This window comes from Amycolatopsis sp. NPDC004747, assembly GCF_053601335.1.
Genome location: NZ_JBSGBQ010000034.1, coordinates 1 through 22313, shown reverse-complemented (window position 1 = coordinate 22313; position 22313 = coordinate 1). Strand labels below are relative to the sequence as shown.

Below are 22313 nucleotides of genomic sequence, written 5' to 3'. Positions count from 1 at the left end.
TTCCACCGCCCCCGGCGCCTAGCGAGTGCGTGTCACAGCGGCGCTTCCACCGCCCCGGGCACCTAGCGAGTGCGTGTCACAGCGGCGCTTCCACCGCCCCGGGCACCTAGCGAGTGCGTGTCACAGCGGCGCTTCCACCGTCCCGGGCACCTAGCGAGTGCGTGTCACAGCGGCGCTTCCACCGTCCCGGGCGCCTAGCGAGTGGTGTAGTTCGGCGCTTCCACCGTCATCGTGATGTCGTGCGGGTGGCTCTCCTTGAGCCCGGCCGCGGTGATCCGGACCAGCTGCGCCTCCTGCAGCTGCGCGATCGTCTCCGCACCCGCGTAGCCCATCCCGGCGCGCAGGCCGCCGACCAGCTGGTGCACGACGTTGGCCAGCGGCCCGCGGAACGGGATCCGGCCCTCGATGCCCTCCGGGACCAGCTTGTCCTCGTTGAGCACGTCGTCCTGGGCGTAGCGGTCCTTCGAGTAGGACTTGCCCTGGCCGCGGGACTGCATCGCGCCCAGCGAGCCCATGCCGCGGTAGACCTTGAACTGCTTGCCGTTGACCAGGATCAGGTCGCCCGGCGACTCGGCGGTGCCGGCGAGCAGGCTGCCCAGCATCACCGTGGACGCGCCGGCCGCGATGGCCTTCGCGATGTCGCCCGAGTACTGGATGCCGCCGTCGCCGATCACCGGGATGCCCGCCGGGCGGGCGGCCTGGTCGGCTTCGTAGATCGCCGAGATCTGCGGCACGCCGACACCGGCCACGATCCGGGTGGTGCAGATCGAGCCCGGGCCGACGCCGACCTTGATGCCGTCCGCGCCCGCGTCGACCAGCGCCTGCGCGCCGGCCCGGGTCGCGACGTTGCCGCCGACGATGTCGACCGACTCGCCCAGCTCCTTCTTCAGCAGCGAGACGGTCTCGACGACCGCGCGGGAGTGGCCGTGCGCGGTGTCGACCATCAGCACGTCGACGCCGGCTTCGGCGAGCGTCATCGCGCGCTTGTGCCCGTCGACGCCCACGCCGACCGCGGCGCCGACGATGAGCCGGCCGTCCGGGTCCTTCGTCGCCTTCGGGTACTGCTCGGTCTTCACGAAGTCCTTGACCGTGATCAGGCCGCGGAGCTTGCCGGCGCCGTCGACGATCGGCAGCTTCTCGATCTTGTGCCGGCGCAGCAGGCCGAGCGCGGCGTCCGCGGAGACGCCGACCTGGGCGGTGACCAGCGGCGCCTTCGTCATCACCTCGGACACCGGGCGGCTGTGGTCGACCTCGAACCGCATGTCGCGGTTGGTGATGATGCCCACGAGCGTGCCGGCCGCGTCGGTGACCGGCACGCCGGAGATGCGGAACTTCGCGCACAGGGCGTCGACCTCGGCCAGCGTCGCGTCCGGCGAGCAGGTGACCGGGTCGGTGACCATGCCGGCCTCGGACCGCTTGACGACCTCGACCGCCGCGGCCTGCTCGTCGATCGGCAGGTTGCGCTGGAGGACGCCGATGCCGCCCTGGCGGGCCATGGCGATGGCCATCCGCGCCTCGGTGACGGTGTCCATCGCCGCGGACACCAGCGGAACGCCGAGGGTGATGTTCCGGGTCAGCCGGGAGCTCGTGTCGACGGCGCTCGGGACGACGTCCGATTCGGCCGGCAGCAGCAGCACGTCGTCGAAGGTCAGGCCGAGCATGGCGAACTTGGCCGGAACGGGGGCGGTGATGCCGTCGCTGGTCATAGCGGGTGAAGGGCCTTCCTGGCGCGGGATGAGCGTGTCGCCGTGTCCGATTCAAGATCGACTGGCGACTCGGAGCCTTCCCCTCATGATATCCGCCGCTCCCCGCCCGCCCCGGGCGGTGGGCGGCCCGGTACCGTGCAGGCCGTGGCGCACGATGTCCTGCCTCCAGACCCGTTCGCGGACGACCCGGACGACCCGGCCCGCGCATTCGGAGACCCCGAGGACCGGCTGGACGAGCCGATCAGCGACTCCGAACGCACCGAGCTGCTGGCCGATCTCTCGGATCTGGCCGTCTACCAGGCTCTCCTCGAACCCCGCGGGGTACGGGGGATCGTGGTCGACTGCGGCGAATGCGACGAACCCCACTACCACGACTGGCACCTGCTGCGCGCGAGCCTGGAACAGCTGCTGGCCGACGGCCGGATGCGCCCGCACGAGCCGGCCTACGACCCGAACCCCGGCGACTACGTGAGCTGGGACTACTGCCGCGGCTTCGCCGACGGTGTCACGGCCAACGAAAGCGCCTACTGAGCGGCCCGCGGACCTGAAAAAGCCCTGGTGAGTTTGCTCACCAGGGCTTTTTCGTGTTCGGTCGACGTGCTGAATCGGGGCCGGCAGGCAGGCACATCGCGCGCGGCGGTGCGCCACCCGGGAGGTCCGTGATTGCCCGGCACCCGGCTGCGCCCGGGTCACGCCACCCGGCAGCTCGTGCTGCCGGGTCGTCACTACCGCTACGGCGTCTCGCTGACACCCTGCGGCTGACCGCCGGCGGATTCGCTGCGCGGGGTGCCGGGGTCGTTCCCGGTGGCGCCCGTGGTGGTCGGCGGCGCCGGGGTGCTCGTCGGCGGCGGGGTCGTGGTCGGCGGCGGCGGGGTCGGCGTCGGGGTCGCGCTGCCCGGGAGGCTCGTGGTGCCGCTGCCGCTGCCCGGCAGGGACGACGCCGATCCCGGCGGGGCCGCCTGGCTCGTCGGCGCGCCCGGCGAAACCGGCGGCACCGAAGTCTGGGTCGGGCCCTGAACCGGCGCCTCGGGGTTCTGGAGCTGGGCGGCGAGCTGCCGGTGCTGCTCCATCAGCTGGTCGCGGTTCTCCTCGTCGGTGACCTGCGACAGGGCGGCCTGGGCGTCCTGGAGGGCTTGGCGGGCGGCGTCGAGGTTGCCGCCGGCGATGGCGAGGTTGGCCTTCTCGAGGTCGAGCTTGGCGGTCGCGGCCGCCTCGACCGAGCGGGTGTGGTCGGAGTAGAGGACCTTGGCGAGGCCCCACAGCGTGTCGCCGGGTTGCGCGGAGCGCGCGGCCAGCCCGGTGCCCGTGAACGCGATCGCCAGCACGGCGGCGGCGACGGCGACCGGGACGAGCAGCCTGCGGCGGCGTCCGCTCGAGGCGTGCCGCTTCGCGAGAGCGGCGGCGCCGACGGTGCGCACGGCGGTGTCGACGTCGACGAGCTCGGCCAGCGGCTCGCTGTCGATGTCTCTTCGCCACGCCACCAGCAACGCGTTGAGCTCCTGGTCGCCGAGACCGTCGGCCAGCGCCGGGTCGGACCCGCCGAGCGCGTCGAGCAGTGCGTCATCGGCTTGTACGGCCGACAGGTCGGCAGCGAATTCCGCCTCCGACGCCGTCAGTCCACTGCCGAAGATGTCGTCCGGCTCGAATCTCTTCTCGTGACCGGTCACTCAGATCACCTCCTCCGCGGCCAGGACCTTTCTCAGCCGCGCGAGGGCGCGGTGCTAGGCGACGCGGACGGCGCCGGGGGTGGAGCCGACCGCGTCCGCGGTCTCCTCCGCCGACAGGCCGACGACCACGCGCAGCACCACGATCTCCCGCTGCTTGTCCGGCAGCACCTGCAACAACTGGGACATCCGCTCGTTCAGCTCACCTTGCAGCGCCCGCTGCTCGGGGCCGACCCCGCCCTCGACCTCGTCGGGGATCTCGGCCACCGGTTCGGCGCGGTTGCGGGCCGCCGCGCGGTGCGCGTCGGCCACCTTGTGCTGGGCGATCCCGTAGACGAAGGCCAAAAACGGGCGGCCTTGATCGCGGTACGAGGGCAATGCCGTTAGCACCGCGAGACACACCTCCTGCGCAACGTCGTCCGCCGAAGCGAACGATCGCTCCTGCCTGCCAACCCGGGCGCGGCAATACCGCACTACCAGTGGACGGATAGCAGCCAGCAGCCGCTCCACTGCCTGGGGATCTCCCTCGACAGCAGCGGCGACCGGCTCATCCAGTCCATCCCCCACATTGGCCATCGCAGACAACAGTCCCAGTGTTACGTGTAGGTGAGCAAAGAACCCGGCCCGTGGTCGCCTCCACCGCGCACCGGTGACCGCTACCGTACCGTCGGCTCCCACCGGACCGGCGCGCGCGGTGCACCCGGGCGTGCCGCAGCGGCGGGGGCCGCGAAAATACGGGTCGTCCTGCGGACCCGCGGGCACGGCTGCCGATTCAACGAGCGAGGCCCGGCCGCGGGTACGAGATCCGCCGGAGGGGCGGGGTGGCGGGGCGCGGGCACCGAGGTGCTCGCGAGGGTGTGGGCCAGCGCGGCGACCAGCTCCGGCCGGGACGCGTCCCAGCGGAGGTAGCCGCGGGCACCGCCGGCGATCGCGGCGGCGATGCTGCCCGCGTCGTCCGGGGCGCCGAAGACGATGACGTTCGCCTGGGGGTTGGCCGAGACGAGCCGCCGGGTGGCTTCGACACCCGTCGGGACCGCGCGTTGCGTCCCGACCAGCACGACGTCGACGGGCTGACGGGAGTACCGGGCCAGCAGCTCGTCACCGTGCGCTACGCAGTCGATGCGACTGACCCCAGGGACCGCGGACATCACTCGGGTGAGCCCTTCACGGACACTGCGTCGGTCGTCGCAGATCAAGACCGTCGTCACGGGGTTTCCTTCCTGCAGCCGGGTGACATTCCTCTTCCCCTATCGGACGCTTTAGCCCGAACCTTGACACGATCCGGTGGCTTTTTTTGAAGTTTCTTAGCCCGGATGCCGGAACACCCCATTCCGACGGCTCAACCACCCGGGACGGGGACCCATGGTGATTCCCCCGCAACCCTCCTCCCGCAAGGATCGGCGCTTCGTAACACTGCGTGCAACACCTGCGCCACTCTGAATCGATACTCCTCGGCGTGTCCTGGGCGCAGGTCGGCGGCGACGAGCGCCGCCGGCCACGAAAGTGAAAGGAGTTCGCTTTCGTCCGCCGACGCCATTGCATTTCCGACAAGGTCGTCCGAAATCTTCCGGTGATCGGGAGCCCCGGCCGCGCGCAGGGCGACGGCCAGCACAATCCCGGATTTCACGGTGTGCCGCCGCGCACCGCGCGCTCGCGCGGTTTCCCAGGCGCGTTCGGCATGCGGCACGGCGGCGGCGCCGTGACCTGCGGCGAGTTCGATTTCGGCCCCGACCCAGCCGCGGCGGACGGTGGCGCGCCAGCTGCAGCCCTCGAAGCCGGCCCGCGCGGCCAGCCTGCGCGCGGCGGCGAGGCGGCCGAGGGCGAGGTTGTCGGCGGCCAGGCCGAGCAAGGCGTCGGCCCGCGCGCCGGCGGCGTCGAGGCCATCCGGGTCACCGCCGGTGGCGGCCGACGCCTCGAGGCCGTTGGGGCCGGGCTTGGTCCCGAGGAGCGCGGCGGCCGTTTCTGCGCCGGGGGCGGACCCGCTCTCGGGACCGCGGCCGGTCGCGCTCCCCCGGCGGGAGGCAGCGGCCTCCGCGCCCGGAGCGGCCAGGTCGCGGCCGGCCGCGGCGGCCCCCTTCGCATCGAGGCTCTCGGGGCCGGGCTTGGTATCCAGGTGGGCGACCTTGGCGAAGGCCTCCCCGTCGAGCGCGCGGGCCCGGCGGTGCCCGCCCAGCTGCCGCCGGTGGGAAGCGAGGGTGCTGGCGGCGAGCGAGGCCGTCACCGGGTCGCTCCCGAGCCGGAGGCGTTCGAGCAGCGCGGCCGCGACGGCGTACCGGCCCTGCGCACCGAGGACGATGGCGGCGAGCAGCCGTTCCCGCGGACTGCCGGCCCCGCGCACGGCAGCGGGATCGGGCAGCGGATCGCTCCCGAACGCGGCGGCCCTCAGGGCGGGTTCGTGCACCCGTCCTTTCTAGCGGTTCACACCGACAAAAACATGATCGAACTACCGTCGCCCGCCGACCAGGACGTGCTCGATGCGGTCCGCCGCCGATGGCAGGTCCGTCAGCAGCTCCACCTTGTCCGGCAACCCCGCCGGGTCCCAGCCGGGGCCGCACGCGAACAACCGGCTGCGCTGCCGCCCACGGGACACCCTGGCGAACAGCCGGGTGTCCGCGACCCCGCGTCCGTGGGCCCACAGCACCACCGCCGCCGGCGCGCTGCGGCGGACCGCCACCGCCAGTACCTCGGCCGGCAGCGGCACGCCGAACAGCTGCGCGCCGATCCGGCGGCCGGCCAGGGACGCCGCCAGTGCGTACATCGGCATCGAGTCGCGCTCGTCCGGGACGCAGCCGAGCAGGACCGGGCGGGTGTTGCGGGGCTCGTCGAGCACCGGGGTCGCGCGGACCAGCGCCGCGAACACGCACTCCGCCAGCAGGTACTCCACCTCCGCCCCCGCGCTCGCGCCGCGCCACCGCGCCCCGAGCGCCGACAGCACCGGCTCGATCACACCCGTCCACGCCGGGAGCACGCCGAGGTCGGCGATCGTGTCCGCGAGCATCCGCTGGACCGCGCCGACGTCCATCGCCAGCGCCGCCGTGCTCAGGCGCCGGGCGAGGCGGGAGCGGACCTCGAGGCCGTCGTCGGCCGCCTCGGCGTCGGTGGGCGCCGACGGCTCCGCCGGCTGCGGTGGCCCGGACCGCGGCATCTGCTCGAGGGCGTAGCGCGCCGCTTCGGCCGTCGACGCGCCGCTCAGCAGGGCGCGCTGCATCAGTTCGAGGCGGCCGATGTCGGAGGTGCCGTAGCGGCGGTGGCGGCCGTCGGTGTGCCTGCTCGGCCCCAGTCCGTAGCGGCGGTCCCAGGTTCGGAGGGTGGACGGCGCGACCCCGAGCCGGCGGGCGACCGAGGCCACCGGCAGGGTGGGTTCTTCGGTGCCCGACCCAGCTCCCACGAGCCTCAATATCCAGGCACCCAGCGGAGTCGGCAACCGGAGGCGAAACCCCTGCTCACACATCCGGGGGATGCCTAACGGCTGAATCGAACCGAATCGCTTGAACAACTATTGGCGCGCTTCTAACGTTACCGCCGTTGCACCGAATGGAGTATCGGCACCACAGCAGAGCAGCTAGCGGCATCGACCGGATGACGGAGGCGGTCAGGATGGCAGACACGCGCAGGCTCCCAGGACCCAACGCCGACATGTGGGACTGGCAGCTCGAAGGCTCGTGCCGGGGGATGGACAGCGCGTCCTTCTTTCACCCGGACGGCGAGCGGGGCCCGGCGCGGGCACGGCGGGAGGCCAGAGCGAAGGCCGTCTGCCTGAGCTGCCCGGTCTTGGAGATGTGCCGCAGCCACGCGCTGGCGGTGCACGAGCCGTACGGCATCTGGGGCGGGCTCTCGGAGTCCGAGCGGGAACACATCATCAAATCGGACAAACGCGCGCTCAGCATGTCCGGCGGCTGAGCGCGCCACGGGCTGGACACAACACAGACATCGGAGGGCGGCACCGGGTGGGGTGCCGCCCTCCGTGCCGTTCAAGGGCAGCAAAAACGGGGCGGCACGAGGCCGCCCCGTCTTCGGTACTGCGTCAGTGCGAGTGGCCGTGGCCCGCCGCGGCGGGCTCTTCCTCGGCCGGCTTCTCGACGACCGACGACTCCGTCGTCAGCACGAGCCGCGCGATCGAGGCGGCGTTCGCCACCGCGGACCGGGTCACCTTGACCGGGTCGACGATGCCGGCGGCCAGCAGGTCGGTCAGCTCGCCGGTGGCGGCGTTGAAGCCCTGGCCCCAGCCCTGCTCCTGCACCTTGTTGACGATGACCGCGCCCTCGTGGCCCGCGTTGGTCGCGATCCAGAACAGCGGCGCCGTCAGCGCGTCCTTCACGATCCGGACGCCGGTGGCTTCGTCACCGGTGAGGCCCAGGCCGCCCTCGAGCTCCTTGACCGCGTGCACCAGCGCCGAACCGCCGCCGGGCAGGATGCCCTCCTCGACGGCCGCCTTGGTCGAAGCCACGGCGTCCTCGATGCGGTGCTTGCGCTCGTTCAGCTCGGTCTCGGTGGCCGCGCCGACCTTGATGACCGCCACGCCGCCGCCGAGCTTCGCGAGCCGCTCCTGCAGCTTCTCGCGGTCCCAGTCGGAGTCGGTGGTCTCGATCTCCTTGCGGATCTGCGCGACCCGCCCGGCGATGGCGTCCTTGGAGCCGGCGCCGTCGACGATCGTGGTGTCGTCCTTGGTGACGACGATCCGGCGGGCCTTGCCCAGCGCGCCGAGGTCGACGTCGGACAGCTTGCGGCCGATCTCCGCGGAGATGACCTCGCCGCCGGTGACGACCGCGAGGTCGTCCAGGAACGCCTTGCGGCGGTCGCCGAAGAACGGCGCCTTGACCGCGACGGCGGTGATCGTCTTGCGCAGCGAGTTCACCACGAGGGTGGACAGCGCCTCGCCGTCGACGTCCTCGGCGATGATCAGCAGCGGCTTCTTGGCCTCGACGACCTTCTCCAGCACCGGCAGCAGGTCGGCCAGCGCCGAGATCTTCTCGCGGTGCAGCAGGACGTAGGCGTCCTCGAGGATCGCCTTCTGCTCCTCCGGGTTGGTCGCGAAGTGCGCCGAGAGGAAGCCCTTGTCGAACTGGACGCCCTCGGTGATCACCAGCTCGGTCGCCAGGGTCGACGACTCTTCGATGGTGATGACGCCGTCCTCGCCGACCTTCTCGACGGCTTCGCCGAGCAGGGCGCCGATGTTCGCGTCACGGGAGGTCACGGTGCCGACCTGGGCGATGTTCTCGCGGCCCTTGACCGGGGTGGCCTTGGCCTTGAGGACCTCGATGACCTTCTCCGCGGCGGCCTCGATGCCACGGCCGATCGAGGTCGGGTTGGCCCCGGCCGCGACGTTGCGCAGGCCGACCTTCACCAGCGACTGCGCGAGCACGGTCGCGGTGGTGGTGCCGTCGCCGGCGACGTCGTTGGTCTTGGTGGCGACGCTCTTGGCGAGCTGCGCGCCGAGGTTCTCGAACGGGTCGTCGAGCTCGATCTCACGGGCGACGGTGACACCGTCGAGGGTGATGGTCGGGCCGCCGAACTTCTTGTCGAGCACGACGTGGCGACCACGCGGGCCGAGGGTGACCTTGACGGCGTCGGCGAGCTTGTTCACCCCGCGCTCCAGCGCGCGACGAGCGTCCTCGTCGAAACTGATCTGCTTGGGCATAGCGTGTTCCGCTTACCTTTCGGAGTCTCTGGACGCAAAAACGCCCCGCTCCCCGGCGTTCTGCGGGGCCCGGGGCGTCATGCGCTGCGAGCGGACGTCAGTTGATGACGGCCAGCACGTCGCGGGCGGACAGGATGAGGTAGTCCTCACCGTTGTACTTGACCTCGGTGCCGCCGTACTTGGAGTAGATGACGACGTCGCCGACGTTCACGTCGAGCGGGACGCGGTTGCCCTTGTCGTCGATCCGGCCCGGGCCCACGGCCAGAACCTTGCCCTCCTGGGGCTTCTCCTTGGCGGTGTCGGGGATGACGAGGCCGGAAGCGGTCGTCTCCTCGGCCTCGCTCGTCTGGACGACGATCTTGTCCTCGAGCGGCTTGATGTTCACGCTCACCGGGTTGACCTCCACGGTCGTCGAAAGCGTTGGCAGGATGTGGTTACGGCTCTACCACCCCCGCCGTCGCGGGTGCCGGGGCTGTCGGGCCGTGCATTTAGCACTCTAGCCACGTGAGTGCCAGTCGTGCAAGGAGGGTCCACCCGACGTGGGACAGCGCCGCCGGACGGGCCCTGACCGGCCTCTTTGCGCCCCTGCCGGTTCCACGGGGACGCCGTGGCAGGCCGGCACCCGCGCCCAGGCATCACCCGTCGGCCGCTTACCTCCGGCGTGACTTTCCGGTTAGGTTCTCACCTCTGGCACCCGCACCCTGGGGGTTCATCGCGCATGTCCATCCCGAGAACCACGGCCGTAGCGGCCGCCGTCACCCTCCTCACCGCCCTCGCCACCCCGGCCCAGGCCGACACCACGTCCCACCGCCAACGCGACTTCGCCGCCGCGGCCGAAGAGTTCGGCGTCCCGGAGAACGTCCTCCTCGGCGTCTCCTACCTGGAGTCCCGCTGGGACACGAACGCCGGCACGCCCAGCACCTCGGCCGGCTACGGCCCCATGCACCTCACCGACCTCCGCGAAGCGGGCGCGGCGAGAACCCACCACGACGAAGGCACCGAGGACCCCCGAGGCGACGACGCCCGCCCGGCGAGGCACCCGCAGGCCGGCCCGCCGGCGGCACCCCCTTCGCTCCAGACCGTCGACGAGGCCGCCCACCTCCTCCGAACCGACGCACGAACGCTGCGCACCGACCCCACGCAGAACATCCGCGGCGGCGCGGCCCTCCTCGCGAAGTACCACGCCGGCCAAACCGGCTGGTACGACGCGGTGGCCCGCTACAGCGGCAGCACCGACCAGGCCGCCGCCCGGACGTTCGCCGACGAGGTCTTCGACACGATCAAGACCGGCACCACCCGGACCACGGACGACGGCCAGCTGGTCACCCTGGCCCCGACCCCGGACCTGGTCGTCCCCCAGCACCCCGACACGAACCCGCCGGGCGTCGAATGCCCGCGCCGGGTGACGTGCGAGTCGGTCCCGGCCCCCTACCAGGAGCTGCCGAAGGACGACTACGGCAACCACGACCTCGCCGACCGGCCGAACAGCCAGAAGATCGACCACATCGTCATCCACGACACCGAGGGCTACTGGGACAGCGTCCTCAAGCTCGCCCAGGACCCGACGTACGTCAGCTGGCACTACACCATCCGCTCGGCCGACGGCCTGATCGCGCAGCACGTCCCGACCAAGGACGTCGCCTGGCACGCCGGCAACTGGTACGTCAACGCGAAGTCCGTCGGCATCGAGCACGAGGGCTTCGCCGCGAAGGGCACCTGGTACACCGAGGCCATGTACCGCTCGAGCGCGAAGCTCGTCGGCTACCTCGCGCGCAAGTACGACATCCCGCTCGACCGCGCGCACATCATCGGCCACGACAACGTGCCGGGCACGACGCCGTCGACGATCAAGACCATGCACTGGGACCCGGGGCCCTACTGGGACTGGTCGCACTACTTCGACCTGCTGGGCGCGCCGCTCGGCGGGTTCGGGCTGCCCGGTTCGTCGCTGGTCACCATCGACCCGGCCTTCGCGAAGAACCAGCCCGCGTTCACCGGCTGCGACAGCCCCGGGACGCCGTGCGCGCCGCGCGGCTCGGAAGCCGTCGTGCTGCACTCGGAGCCGAGTGAGGCTTCGCCGCTGCTGAAGGACATCGGCCTGCACACCGACGGCTCGCCGTCCACGATGGACGTTTCGGACGTCGGCAGCCGGGCCGCGACCGGGCAGCGGTACGCCGTCGCCGAAGTCCGCGGCGACTGGACGGCGATCTGGTACCTCGGCCAGAAGGGCTGGTTCCACAACCCGCGCGGCGCCCGGGTGGCGAAGCCCGCGTTCGGCTGGGTCGTGACGCCGAAACCGGGCCTCGCGACGGTGCCGGTGTACGGCCGGGCCTACCCCGAGCCGGAGGCCTACCCGGCCGGCGTGACCGTGCAGGCCATCACGCCGCTGCCGTACACCCTCGCCGCCGGCCAGAAGTACTCCTCGGGCGGCACGGTCGGCTCCGAGTACTACTGGGCGACCACCTTCGACCCGGCGGACCACGTGGTGGTGAAGGGCAAGCTCAAGTACGTCCAGATCCAGTTCGGGCACCGGATCGCCTTCGTCAAGGCCGACGACGTCCGGATCGTGCCGGCGTTCTGACCCGCCGCGGTGGAGGTCGCGCTCACGCGTCGAGCGCGACCTTCACCCCGGACGCCTGCTCGGTGTTGCGGCGGGTCTTCGCCCAGCCGTTGCGCCCGCGGACGAGCCGGAACAGCGCGCGCCACGACGTCACGTAGAACGTGTAGATGTAGGCGGCATACGCCAGCCCCATGCCCAGCCCGCGCAGGACGTTCTTGCTGCGCAAGCACTTCAGCTGGTAGATCGGGCCCCAGACGAGGAACGGCAGCAGCCCGAACGAGCCGTAGATGGCGAACAGGATCCAGGCGCCGCCGGTGAACCACGTCCACATCTGCGCCGGATCACCCGTGGTGCCGATCACCAGCAGCACGAACGGGATCGGGTACAGCAGCGAGCCGAGCAGCTGCAGCCACGGCTGGGCCAGGTAGTACATCATCTCCGCCGCGCCGAGCGTGCTGACGTGCGGGGAATCCCAGATCCGGCGGAGGTACCGGGCGCACTGCATGGTGCCCTGGCCCCAGCGCGTGCGCTGCACGAGGAACCGCCGCAGGCTGTACAGACCTTCCTGCGACACGTGGGAATCCGGGGTGAAGGCGGTGCGCCACCCCGCGGTGAGCAGGTGGACGCCGAGCTCGAAGTCCTCCAGCAGCGAGCCGCGCCACGGCTCCCCGGCGTCGCCCGCGATCGAGTCGAGCGCCGTCAGCCGGGTGAACTGGCCGTTGCCGCCCATCGAGATCGTGCCGGTGAACCCGCGGGACGTCTGGATCGCCGCGATCGCCGTGCGGAACTCCAGGTCCTGCAGCTGCGCGAGCTTCAGGCCGAACCACCGGCCGACCGGGTTGCGGCCCGGCGGCGGGGTGCCCGCGTTGCCCATCCACACGTCGAGCTGGACCGCGCCGACGTCCGGGTCGCCGAAGTGGTGGTCCGCCGCGCAGACCTCCAGGCAGTTCGGGGCCGGGCGGCCGTCGGCGTCGACGACCACCACGACGACGTCGCCGCGGCTCGCGTCCGGGCCCATCCAGTCGTTCAGGGCGCGGTAGGCCGCGTTCAGCGCGTCCCCCTTGCCCGTGCGCGCTTCGGGGCGCACGCGCGGCACCAGGTGCAGGTACGGGTCGTAGCCGCCGTGGCGCCGCCACAGCATCCGGACGACGCGGGCGGTGCGGTCCTCGGAGTCGTCGTCGACGACCCAGACGTGCGCCCGGCGGAAGGTCGTGCGCAGGTAGCGGATGGTCTCGCGGATGACCGTCTGCTCGTCGCGGCACGGCACGAAGAAGTGCCAGGTGAACTCCGCCGGGTCGCCGACCGGGCCGGGCTTGCGGCGCAGGTACGGCACCACGATGGCCACGACGTAGACGAGGAACGCCACGCTCATCGTCAGCGCGAACGCCTGCGTGATCGCCAGCAGGACCTTGACGCTCATGCCTTCTTCTTCCGGGTGGCGAGCCAGACGAACAGGACGATCGAGACGGCGCCGCCGAACACGCTCACCATCGAGCCGAGCAGCGTGTGGCCCCAGTAGTAGCCGTCGTCGGTGCCGAAGGAGTGCACGAGCCCGACGATCGTCAGAATGCGGAGCTGGTTCACCAGTACGACGACGACCGCCGAAATGCCGAGCGAAAAGAACAACCGCCGCGCATTCGACGGGCGGAAGTAAAGCATGACCATCGTCACAACGAGCAGCGGGAGCAAAAGGAACGCCGAAGAGCATTCCGGCGTCATTCTCAACCCGAACGGAGTAGCGCTTGTCAACCCAAAGTAAACGGATTCCCGATCGGGTGCCACATAGACACCCGATGTAGTGAACAACTCGAGGATCGCGCCGGTGAGGCGCACTTCCAGTTCGCGGTAGAACCGCTCGGCCAGCACCACCACGACCCCCGCCGCGGCCAGCGCACCCAGCGCCGCGACCAGCGGAAACCTTGTCATTCCTGAGTTCGGAGCGCTCGCTACCGCCACGACGTTCCTCTCGGTGTCGATTTCCCGCCCAAGGCGCGGACCCCGGGCGAGCGTAGGACATGTGTGCCACGCCTTTCCACTCGGAGGGGTGGAAACGCCGCCCCAATCGGCTGGACCTGCCGGGAACTTGTTAGGCCGTCCGAGTGATGTCGAAATGACCAGCGCAAACGGCGACGAGCCTTACCCGATCCGGTGATTCGGGAAATTTTGTGTGCTATTCCGGCCGGTCTTCGCGATAGTCGATCCGCGTGCCGAGTCGAGGCAAGCCGGTTCGATCCGCGCCGCCGTCACGCAGAACCCCCGATTAATCCAGCGAATTCGGAGGACCACTTGATGAAGAGCTCCCTCGTGCGCCGCGGCGGACTGCTCGCCGCGGTCGTGGCGAGCGTCGTGCTCGCCGGCGCGGCCCCCGCTTCGGCGGCTCCCGGCGACGGCTCCGCGTACGGCGTCAAGGTCGACGTCAAGCTGCTCGGCCAGGACGCGGTGAAGGCGGGCCCGTTCGCGGCCGCGAACACCGCAGGCCCGACCAGCAGCAGCCTGGCGAAGGTCGACCTGAAGGGCATCCTCACCGCCGGCGCGATCAACACCGAAGCCAAGCGGGACGAGAATTCCGGTGCGGTGACGGCGAAGGCGAGCACCGCCGACGTCGGGCTGCCCCTGCTCAAGGCGGCACTCGGCAACGTCGGCATCAAGCTCGTCGAGGCCGTCTGCACCGCGACCCAGAAGGGCGTCGAAGGCAGCACGAAACTGGTCGGCGCCGACCTCGGCAGCGTCGGCGCGGTCGACGCGACCCCGGCGGCGAACACGCAGATCAAGGTCGGCCTCGGCGCGGTCAACGTGGCGACGATCATCCTGAACGAGCAGGTCAAGAACCCCGACGGCAGCCTCACGGTGAACGCCGTCCACGTGAAGCTGCTCGGCGAAGGGCTGAACGCGCTCGGCTCGGGTGACGTGATCGTGTCGTCGGCGACCTGCGGCCCGGCCGCACCGCCGATGCCGCTGGCCTCCGGCGCCGGTCTCTGGATCGGGCTCGGCCTGCTCGGGGCCGTCGCGGTGCCGGTCGGCACCCGCATCTTCCGCCGCCGTTCCGCTCAGGCCTGAGTGAGGTCCGGATGTACAAGATGCCGGGCGCCGGGGTCGGCGTGGCCGGTGGCGGGGTGGGCACCCTCGCCGCCACCGGCGCCGACATCGGGTGGTGGCTCGCGCTGGGCGTGCTCCTGGTCCTGCTCGGGACCGTGGCGCTGATCGCCGTCCACCGCCGCAACCGCCGTCTTTCCCAGGCGCGGGACTGAAGACGGCGTTCCCCGGCCGCCGGCGTGCGCCCCTCGCACGCCGGCGGCCCCGCGGGACGGAAATTTGCTGGAAACTGGACGATGTGGAGAAGGGGCGGCACGGGGTGGACGTGATGTTGCTGGCCGGAACGCGGCCGGAAGCCGTCAAGCTCGCGCCGCTGGCCCTGGCGCTGGCGGCGCACCCGGTGCTGCGCCCGGTGGTGGTCCACAGCGGCCAGCACCCGGGCATGGTCGAGCAGGCGCTGGAGCCGTTCGGGCTGACGGTGGACGAGTGGCTCGCGGTGCCACCGCGGGTGACCGGCGGCCAGGCCGAGCTGGCGGCGGGCCTGCTCCCCGCACTCGACGACGTGCTGCGCCGCCACACCCCGGCGGCCCTGGTGGTGCAGGGCGATACGACGACGACCCTCGCGGGCGCGCTGGCGGCGTTCTGGCTGGGCATCCCGGTGGTCCACCTGGAGGCCGGGCTGCGCACCCACGACCTGGCGGCACCGTTCCCGGAGGAGGGCGCCCGCCAGATGGTGTCCCGCATCGCGGCCCTGCACCTGGCCCCGACCCTCGGCGCGGCGGCCGCGTTGCGCGAGGAAGGCGTGGCACGCCAACAGATAGCGGTCACGGGCAACACGGTGGTCGACGCGGTCCTGGAGATAGCGGCCCGCGACCTCCCGGCCCGCGACACGGCACTGGCGTTGCTGGAGATGGAGCTGGCCGAGGCCGGCGAGCGCCTGGTGTTGGTGACGTCCCACCGCCGCGAGTCCTGGGGCGAGCCCCTGGAGCGGACGTTGGCGGCGGTGCAGCTGATCGTGGCGGAGCACCCGGACGTCCAGGTGCTCTTCCCGGCCCACCCGAACCCCCAGGTCCGCACCCAGGTGGAGGCGGCGCTGAGCGGCTTGCCCCGCGTGACGGTGACGGACCCGCTGGAGTACCCGGACCTGGTCCGAGCACTGCGGCTGGCCTCCCTGGTGCTGACGGATTCGGGCGGAATCCAGGAGGAGGCCCCGACCTTCGGCACCCCGGTGGTGGTCCTGCGGGACGTCACCGAGCGCACGGAGGTGGTGGAGGCAGGCTGCGCATGGCTGGCGGGAACGAACACCGAGCAAATAGTGGACCTGGCGGCACGACTGCTGAGCGGCGAGCTGAGGCCGGCCCACGTAGGGAACCCGTACGGCGAAGGAAACGCGGCAGCCCTGGCAATCGCAGCGATCGAAGAACTGCTCGAGGTCCGAACGGCAACCCCGGCAGCAGCTTCGTAACCCCAGCAGCAGCTAGAGAGAAACCACATTCACCGGCAACGCCGGGTTCGCGCTGAAGTCCAACGGCGCCGTCGGGCGCTTACCCGCCACCACGTGCGCCCCCAGCGCCGCGATCATCGCGCCGTTGTCCGTGCACAACCGAGGCCGGGGAACTCGCAGCTCGATCCCGGCAGCGGCGCAACGCTCGGCCGCCAGCTCCTTCAACCGGGAGTTCGCGGCCACGCCGCCGGAGATCACCATCGTGTCGATCCCCTGCTCCTTCGCCGCCCGGATCGCCTTGGCCGTCAGCACGTCCGCGACAGCCTCCTGGAACGACGCGGCGACGTCATCCACCGGAATCTCTTCACCGCGCCGAGCAGCCCCCTCGACCCACCGAGCCACCGCTGTCTTCAAGCCCGAGAAGGAGAAGTCGAACGCAGCGTCACGCGGCCCCGTCATGCCACGGGGGAAAGCGATCGCCGCCGGATCCCCGTTCTTGGCCGCCTTGTCGATCGGCGGCCCACCCGGATACGGCAGCCCGAGCACCCGAGCCACCTTGTCGTAGGCCTCGCCCGCCGCGTCGTCCACAGTGGACCCCAGCTCCGTGATCGACGACGCGATGTCGTCCACGCGCAGCAGCTGCGTGTGCCCACCCGAAACCAGCAACGCCAGGCACGGCGTCGGCAACGGCCCGTGCTGCAGCGTGTCCACGGCGATGTGCCCGGCCAGGTGGTTGACCCCGTACAGCGGCACGTCCAAAGCAGTCGCGTACGCCTTGGCAGCCGAGACGCCCACCAGCAGCGCCCCCGCCAGCCCCGGCCCCGCCGTCACGGCGATCGCGTCCACATCGGACATCGAGAGCCCGGCCGTGGCGAACGCCCGCTCGGTCGTCGGCACCATCGCTTCCAGGTGCGCCCGGCTGGCGACCTCGGGCACCACGCCACCGAACCGGGCATGCTGCTCGACGCTGGACGCGACCTCGTCGGCCAGCAGCTCGACCGTGCCGTCGTCGTGCAGGCGAACCAGCCCGACGCCGGTCTCGTCGCACGAGCTCTCGATACCCATGATGATGCGTGCCATCAGCCCGCCACCCCGTCTCGCGTCCGCGCCGGGCGGACCATCGTGTACGCGTCGGCACCGGAAGGCTGGTAGTAGCGCTTCCGGATGCCGAGCCGTTCGAAGCCGTGGCGCTCGTACAGGGCGAGCGCGGTCGTGTTGTCCGTGCGGACCTCGAGGAACACCGGTGCCTCGAACTCGTCGGCCCGCACCAGCAGCGCCTGCAGCAGCGCCTTGCCGATGCCCTGGCCCTGGTGTTCGGGTGCGACGCCGATGGTGTGCACGGTCGCCTCGTACTCGCCGCGGCGGCGGCCGACGACGGCCAGCCCGGCGTAGCCGAGCAGCTCGTCGCCCTCGTCCGGGCGCGCGGCGAGGTAGAAGTTGCCCGCGTCGAGTTCCGAGTGGAAGGCGCGGGCGCTCCACGGGTCGTCGCCGGGGAACAGGATCTTCTCGATCTCCACGCACCGGGCGATGTCCATGCGGCGCAGCGGCTCGAGTCTCACGAAGCGGTCACCCGTTTCGGCGCCGCGGGCTCGGCGGCGTCCGGACGACGCAGGTACAGCGGCGTCAGCGGGGCCGGTGGTTCCTTCCCCAGCAGCGCATCGCGAGCCACCTTCACCAGCCCGGCGGGCGACGGGAAGCGCGGCTCGACCGGCCGGACGCCGAGCGCGTCGGCGTAGAGCAGCGCGCCGTCGCCGGCCGCCACCTTGACGTCGGTCTCGACGTCGGCGGGGCGCTGGACGTGCGGGCCGTCGGTGCGGCGGCCCTCGGCGTCGTAGGCGGCCCAGTAGACCTCGCGGCGCCGGGCGTCGGTGAGCACGAGGAAGGCGGCATCGCCCTGGACGACGTCGGCGGCCAGCGCGTCGAGGCTGCAGACCGGGTACACCGGGATGCCGAGGGCGTGGCCGAACGCGGCGGCGGTGGCCATCCCGGCGCGCAGGCCGGTGAACGGCCCGGGGCCGACGCCGGCGACGATGGCGTCGAGGTCCTTGAGGGTCACGCCCGCGGCTTCGGCGGCGGCCAGCGCGTGCGGCGTGATGAGTTCCCCGTGGGCGCGGGGGTCGACCGTGACGCGCTCCCCGCGCGTCTCGACCAAGCCGCCGTCCAGCGCGACGACGCCCGCGGTCACCGCCGGGGTCGAGGTATCGATCGCCAGTACCAACACGGTGTCCCAGCCTACGACCAGCGCCTTCGCCTGCTTGCTGCAGGGGACCGATCCGCGCGGTAACGTGCTGATCGAGTCCGACACTGGGAGGTCCCCGCGGTGCCCGACCCCTTGTTCCCCACGCTCGTCGCCGGCGCCGCCAAAGAAGCCCTGCGCTTCGGCGACCACGTCCTGACCTACGACGACCTCGCCGCCGTCGCCGGCGGGCTCGCCCGCGACCTGCCGCCCGGCCGGGTGGCGGTGTGGGCGACGCCGACCGTGCACACCAGCGTCGCCGTCGTCGCCGCGCTGCTCGCCGGGGTGCCGGCGGTGCCGCTCAACCCGAAGATCGGCGAACGCGAGCTCGCCCACATCCTCGCCGACAGCGAACCCGCGCTCGTCCTGGCCGAGCCCGGCGCCGAGCTGCCCGCGGGCCTGGCCGCGCTGCCGCGCCGGGACATCCCGCTGACCGGCGGGAAAGCGCCGATCCCGGAGGAACCGGACGCCGAGTCGCCCGCGCTGATCGTCTACACCTCGGGCACCACCGGCCCGCCCAAGGGCGTCGTGCTCCCCCGCCGCGCGCTCGCGACCACGCTGGACGCGCTGGAGGACGCCTGGGGCTGGACCGACGCGGACACGCTGGTGCACGCGCTGCCGCTGTTCCACGTGCACGGCCTGATCCTCGGCATCCTCGGCCCGCTGCGCCGCGGCGGTTCGGTGCGCCACCTCGGCCGGTTCTCGACCGAGGGCGTCGCACGGGAACTGGCGAACGGCGCCACGATGCTGTTCGGCGTCCCGACGATGTACCACCGGATCGCCGGCGAAGTCGGCTCCGACAACGCGCTGGCCGAGGCGCTCCGGAAAGCGCGGCTCCTGGTTTCCGGGTCCGCGGCGCTGCCGGTGCACGACCACCAGCGGATCACCGCGGCGACCGGCCAGCAGGTGGTCGAGCGCTACGGCATGACCGAGACGCTGATGAACACCAGCGTCCGCGCGGACGGCGAGCGCAAGCCCGGCACGGTCGGCGTCCCGCTGCGGGGCGTCGAACTGCGGCTGGTCGGCGACGCCGGCGAGGTGGTCGACGACGTCGAGACCGTCGGCGAGATCCAGGTCCGCGGCCCGAACCTGTTCACCGGGTACCTCAACCGGCCGGACGCGACCGCGGCCGCGTTCGACGGCGGCTGGTTCCGCACCGGCGACATGGCCACCCGGGACGCCGACGGGTACGTGAAGATCGTCGGGCGCAAGGCGACGGACCTGATCAAGAGCGGCGGCTACAAGATCGGCGCGGGCGAGATCGAGAACGCGCTGCTCGAACACCCCGGCGTCGCCGAAGCGGCCGTCACCGGCGAACCGGACGACGACCTCGGCGAGCGGATCGTCGCGTGGATCGTGCCGTCGGGCGAGCCACCGGCCGCCGAAGAACTCGCCGGCCACGTCGCGAAACTGCTCGCCCCGCACAAGCGCCCGCGGGTGGTCCGCTACCTGGATGCGTTGCCGCGCAACGACATGGGCAAGGTCATGAAGCGGGCGCTCGGTGCCTAGGCTGCCGGCGCGCGAGATCGTCGGCGCGATCGCCAACGGCTTCACGGAGTTCACCACCCCGCTGCGCGAGGAGCCCGCCGACGGCCCGATCGGCTGGCCGGGCTACCGCGCCGCCCGCGCCGCGGCGGAAGAACGCACCGGCGAGAAGGAGTCGGTCGTCTGCGGGACGGCGAAGATCGGCGACGTCGAAGCGGTGCTGATCGCCTTCGAGTTCGGGTTCCTCGGCGGCTCGCTCGGGCAGCGCACCGGCGACCGGATCGAGGCGGCGTTCGCGCACGCCCGCGACGCGCGGCTGCCGGTGGTGTCGCTGATCGCCACCGGCGGCAGCCGCATGCAGCAGGGCATGCGCGCGTTGATGCAGCTGCAGCGGGTGGCGCGGGCTTCGGCGTTGACGCGGTCGGTGGGCATCCCGCAGATCTCGGTGCTGCGCGACCCGACGACCGGCGGCGGCTGGGCGACGCTCGGCGCGGGCGCCGACGTCGTCCTCGCGTTGCCGGAAGCGCAGGTCGGCTTCGCGGGCTCGCGGGTGCGGCCGCCGGGCTCGCCGGAGGCGTACACCGCCGAGGCGCACCTCGGCTGGGGCCAGGTCGACGCCGTCGTCACGCCGGAGGAACTCGGCGGGGTCTTGGAGCGGTGGCTGCGGCTGCTGACCGCGCGTTCGTCGGCCGCGGCGCCCCCGCCGTTCGCGCTGCGGGCCGCGTCGCTGCCTTCGACGGGCTGGGAGGCGGTTCAGGCCGCGCGTTCACCGGAGCGAGCCCGGGCGGCGGAGTACCTCGACGCCTACTTCGACTGGCGGCAGGACATCAGCGGCGACCGCGTGGGCGGCGCGGACCCGGGTGTCGCGTGCGGCTTCGGCTGGCGCGACGGCCGGACGATCGCGTACGCGGCCCAGTGCGGCACGCCGACGTTGCCCTCGGGCTTCCGGACGGCGGCCCGGCTGGTGCGGCTGGCCTCCCGCCTGGCCATCCCGGTGCTGACCCTGGTCGACACCCCGGGCGCGGCGAACGACGCGGCGGCCGAGCAGGCCGGTGCGGGTGGCGCGATCGCGGAGCTGTTCGAGGCGGTGGCGACGGCCTCGGTCCCGGTGACGACCCTGGTGATCGGCGAGGGCGGCTCGGGCGGGGCGCTGGCGTTCGCGGCGGCGGGCTCGACGTGGGTGGCCCCGGACGCGTACTTCTCGGTGACGTCCCCGGAAGCCGCGGCGGCGATCCTCAAGCGCCCGGCGTCCGAGGTGCCGGACATCGCCAACCAGCTGCACCTGCGGCCCCAGGACCTGGTGGAGCTGGGCGTCGCACGGGCGGTGGTGGGTCCTGAGCGATAACCGGCCTCCGGTGGGCCCATCCGTGGTTGGATCTTGCGATGGGGTATCGACTCAACAGACGAGCAGCGTTCGGCTTGGGGACCGCCGCCGTCGCTGGAAGCATTCTGGCCGGCTCTCCCGCGGACGCGCAGGAAGCAGACATCGAGGCCGGCCCGGCCACACCGGACCGGGCCAGGCAGCGGGTGAAGCGCGTCTACGACAGCGCGGCCGCTGAGGCAGGCGGCACCTGGAACTCCTACCTCAGCGTGGCCGGCGAAGTGGCCGTCGACGTGGCGTCCGATGAGGTCGTGGAGGCGTACAGCGTCAACAAGGTGGCCGTCGCGGTCACCTTGATGGACAAGATCGACCGCGGCCTGCTCACGCTGGACCAGCAGGTCCAGGTGCCGGCGAGCATCGTCGTGCCGGGTGGCGACGGCATCATCATCCTGGACAAGGCGTACCCGAGCGCGTTCACGCTGGGGCACGTCCTGTCGCTGTTCCTGACCGTTTCGGACGACACGTGCGTCCGGCTGGTGGGGCTGGTGGTCCCGGCGGCCGAGATCAACCAGATCCTGGTGGCCAAGGGCTTCCCCAAGACCCAGGTCACGCCGGTGGCCAACCCGAACCGCTACTTCCTCGGCCAGACCACTCCGCGCGAGACCCACGACCTGCTGCAGGCACTGGTCGCGGGCACCCTGCTGAGCCCGGCGTCGACGGAGTACCTGCTGTCCATCCTCCGGTCGCAGGTGGCGTTCACCGACGGCATCCGCCGCGAGATGTCGTCCATCGACCGGGCGAGGATCGCCACGAAGGCGGGCTGGCTGAACGACGGCCGCAACGAGGCGGGCATCATGTTCGACGCGGCGGGCAAGCCGGTGTTGATCTACTCGATGTTCGCCCACGGCCAGGCGAACCCGGAGGACTTCGGAGCCACCCACCCGGTCCGGCAGGCCGCGGCGAAGATGGGGCCGAAGTTCCTGCGCGCGGTCGACAAGATCGGCGGCGTCGGCGCAAGGGCGTTCCGGGCCCCGGCCTACCAGCAGTACAACGGCGGCTGAGAGCGGCTGCGGACGGAGTGCGGTCGCCTCACCCGACCGGTAGGCGAACGACCGGACCCGCACCCCACCCAGACCTCCCCCACCCCGATCCGAAGCCGGCACACGGCCGGTGGGGGGGGGGGGGGGAAAGCGGGGAGCCCCAAAAAACCCCCCCCCCCCCCCGGG

22 protein-coding genes are annotated in these 22313 nt (G+C 71.9%); 9 read left to right on the top strand and 13 right to left on the bottom strand.

Features of this window, described 5'->3' with window-relative positions; all coding sequences use genetic code 11:
• Positions 1-194: 194 nt before the first annotated feature.
• Positions 195-1706 carry an IMP dehydrogenase gene (gene guaB / locus ACWEGE_RS37890; RefSeq protein ID WP_449665295.1) on the bottom strand — a complete coding sequence of 504 codons (1512 nt, stop codon included), beginning with the start codon at positions 1704-1706 and terminating at the stop codon, positions 195-197.
• 135 nt (positions 1707-1841) lie between these two features.
• On the opposite strand from guaB, the gene ACWEGE_RS37885 reads away from it, so the two are divergent.
• Positions 1842-2237, top strand: coding sequence for a DUF5319 domain-containing protein (locus tag ACWEGE_RS37885; protein ID WP_003073549.1), 396 nt, complete (start codon positions 1842-1844; stop codon positions 2235-2237).
• Positions 2238-2437: 200 nt separating this feature from the next.
• On the opposite strand, the gene ACWEGE_RS37880 is transcribed toward ACWEGE_RS37885, so the two are convergent.
• The 5 genes from ACWEGE_RS37880 to ACWEGE_RS37860 all read right to left on the bottom strand — a co-directional run bounded on the left by ACWEGE_RS37880 (position 2438) and on the right by ACWEGE_RS37860 (position 6719).
• Positions 2438-3373, bottom strand: coding sequence for an anti-sigma-D factor RsdA (locus tag ACWEGE_RS37880; RefSeq protein ID WP_449665294.1), 936 nt, complete (start codon positions 3371-3373; stop codon positions 2438-2440).
• A 54-nt stretch (positions 3374-3427) separates the two neighbouring features.
• Positions 3428-3946 carry an RNA polymerase sigma factor ShbA gene (gene shbA, locus ACWEGE_RS37875; RefSeq protein WP_449665364.1) on the bottom strand — a complete coding sequence of 173 codons (519 nt, stop codon included), beginning with the start codon at positions 3944-3946 and terminating at the stop codon, positions 3428-3430.
• Positions 3947-4026: 80 nt separating this feature from the next.
• A complete protein-coding gene (locus tag ACWEGE_RS37870; protein ID WP_449665293.1) occupies positions 4027-4578 on the bottom strand; it encodes a response regulator in 552 nt (183 codons plus the stop codon).
• Positions 4579-4709: 131 nt separating this feature from the next.
• Positions 4710-5771, bottom strand: a complete 1062-nt coding sequence (locus ACWEGE_RS37865) for a hypothetical protein (protein ID WP_449665292.1) — start codon at positions 5769-5771, stop codon at positions 4710-4712.
• A gap of 42 nt (positions 5772-5813) precedes the next feature.
• Positions 5814-6719 (bottom strand): MerR family transcriptional regulator, encoded by a 906-nt coding sequence (locus tag ACWEGE_RS37860; protein WP_449665363.1) that lies wholly within the window; start codon positions 6717-6719, stop codon positions 5814-5816.
• A gap of 248 nt (positions 6720-6967) precedes the next feature.
• Here ACWEGE_RS37860 and ACWEGE_RS37855 point away from each other — a divergent pair, with 248 nt between their 5' ends.
• The gene (locus ACWEGE_RS37855; RefSeq protein WP_033261506.1) at positions 6968-7270 is read left to right on the top strand and encodes a WhiB family transcriptional regulator; all 303 of its coding nucleotides are present in this window, start codon (positions 6968-6970) and stop codon (positions 7268-7270) included.
• A 124-nt stretch (positions 7271-7394) separates the two neighbouring features.
• Here the strand turns inward: ACWEGE_RS37855 and groL are convergent, their stop codons facing one another.
• Positions 7395-9008, bottom strand: a complete 1614-nt coding sequence (groL, locus tag ACWEGE_RS37850) for a chaperonin GroEL (RefSeq protein WP_176173225.1) — start codon at positions 9006-9008, stop codon at positions 7395-7397.
• Between the two features lie 97 nt (positions 9009-9105).
• On the bottom strand, positions 9106-9399 hold the full coding sequence (gene groES, locus ACWEGE_RS37845; RefSeq protein ID WP_004559922.1) for a co-chaperone GroES: 294 nt from the start codon (positions 9397-9399) through the stop codon (positions 9106-9108).
• Between the two features lie 327 nt (positions 9400-9726).
• Here groES and ACWEGE_RS37840 point away from each other — a divergent pair, with 327 nt between their 5' ends.
• The gene (locus tag ACWEGE_RS37840; RefSeq protein WP_449665291.1) at positions 9727-11589 is read left to right on the top strand and encodes an N-acetylmuramoyl-L-alanine amidase; all 1863 of its coding nucleotides are present in this window, start codon (positions 9727-9729) and stop codon (positions 11587-11589) included.
• A 22-nt stretch (positions 11590-11611) separates the two neighbouring features.
• On the opposite strand, the gene ACWEGE_RS37835 is transcribed toward ACWEGE_RS37840, so the two are convergent.
• Together ACWEGE_RS37835 and xrtP are read right to left on the bottom strand one after the other, a co-directional pair.
• The gene (locus tag ACWEGE_RS37835) at positions 11612-12988 is read right to left on the bottom strand and encodes a glycosyltransferase family 2 protein (protein ID WP_449665290.1); all 1377 of its coding nucleotides are present in this window, start codon (positions 12986-12988) and stop codon (positions 11612-11614) included.
• On the bottom strand, positions 12985-13494 hold the full coding sequence (gene xrtP, locus ACWEGE_RS37830) for an exosortase P (protein ID WP_449665362.1): 510 nt from the start codon (positions 13492-13494) through the stop codon (positions 12985-12987). Before xrtP ends, ACWEGE_RS37835 begins: the two co-directional genes overlap by 4 nt.
• 363 nt (positions 13495-13857) lie before the next feature.
• On the opposite strand from xrtP, the gene ACWEGE_RS37825 reads away from it, so the two are divergent.
• From ACWEGE_RS37825 to wecB, 3 genes are all read left to right on the top strand, one after another.
• The gene (locus ACWEGE_RS37825) at positions 13858-14625 is read left to right on the top strand and encodes a choice-of-anchor P family protein (protein WP_449665289.1); all 768 of its coding nucleotides are present in this window, start codon (positions 13858-13860) and stop codon (positions 14623-14625) included.
• A gap of 11 nt (positions 14626-14636) precedes the next feature.
• Positions 14637-14816, top strand: a complete 180-nt coding sequence (locus tag ACWEGE_RS37820; protein ID WP_387055713.1) for an LPXTG cell wall anchor domain-containing protein — start codon at positions 14637-14639, stop codon at positions 14814-14816.
• Positions 14817-14920: 104 nt separating this feature from the next.
• Positions 14921-16066 (top strand): non-hydrolyzing UDP-N-acetylglucosamine 2-epimerase, encoded by a 1146-nt coding sequence (wecB, locus tag ACWEGE_RS37815; RefSeq protein WP_449665288.1) that lies wholly within the window; start codon positions 14921-14923, stop codon positions 16064-16066.
• Between the two features lie 12 nt (positions 16067-16078).
• Here the strand turns inward: wecB and tsaD are convergent, their stop codons facing one another.
• Genes tsaD through tsaB form a run of 3 tightly spaced genes read right to left on the bottom strand, consistent with a single transcriptional unit; the run spans position 16079 to position 18266 of the window.
• Positions 16079-17125 carry a tRNA (adenosine(37)-N6)-threonylcarbamoyltransferase complex transferase subunit TsaD gene (gene tsaD, locus ACWEGE_RS37810; protein ID WP_449665287.1) on the bottom strand — a complete coding sequence of 349 codons (1047 nt, stop codon included), beginning with the start codon at positions 17123-17125 and terminating at the stop codon, positions 16079-16081.
• Positions 17125-17604, bottom strand: a complete 480-nt coding sequence (rimI, locus tag ACWEGE_RS37805; protein WP_086845939.1) for a ribosomal protein S18-alanine N-acetyltransferase — start codon at positions 17602-17604, stop codon at positions 17125-17127. Before rimI ends, tsaD begins: the two co-directional genes overlap by 1 nt.
• Complete coding sequence (gene tsaB, locus ACWEGE_RS37800) at positions 17601-18266, bottom strand: tRNA (adenosine(37)-N6)-threonylcarbamoyltransferase complex dimerization subunit type 1 TsaB (protein ID WP_449665361.1); 666 nt, start codon at positions 18264-18266, stop codon at positions 17601-17603. Before tsaB ends, rimI begins: the two co-directional genes overlap by 4 nt.
• A gap of 99 nt (positions 18267-18365) precedes the next feature.
• On the opposite strand from tsaB, the gene ACWEGE_RS37795 reads away from it, so the two are divergent.
• From ACWEGE_RS37795 to ACWEGE_RS37785, 3 genes are all read left to right on the top strand, one after another.
• A complete protein-coding gene (locus tag ACWEGE_RS37795) occupies positions 18366-19790 on the top strand; it encodes an acyl-CoA synthetase (protein ID WP_449665286.1) in 1425 nt (474 codons plus the stop codon).
• On the top strand, positions 19783-21111 hold the full coding sequence (locus tag ACWEGE_RS37790; protein ID WP_449665285.1) for a carboxyl transferase domain-containing protein: 1329 nt from the start codon (positions 19783-19785) through the stop codon (positions 21109-21111). Before ACWEGE_RS37795 ends, ACWEGE_RS37790 begins: the two co-directional genes overlap by 8 nt.
• A 74-nt stretch (positions 21112-21185) precedes the next feature.
• Positions 21186-22148: a serine hydrolase gene (locus ACWEGE_RS37785; RefSeq protein WP_449665284.1), complete on the top strand. Its 963-nt coding sequence runs from the start codon at positions 21186-21188 to the stop codon at positions 22146-22148.
• The last annotated feature ends 165 nt before the right edge of the window (positions 22149-22313 follow it).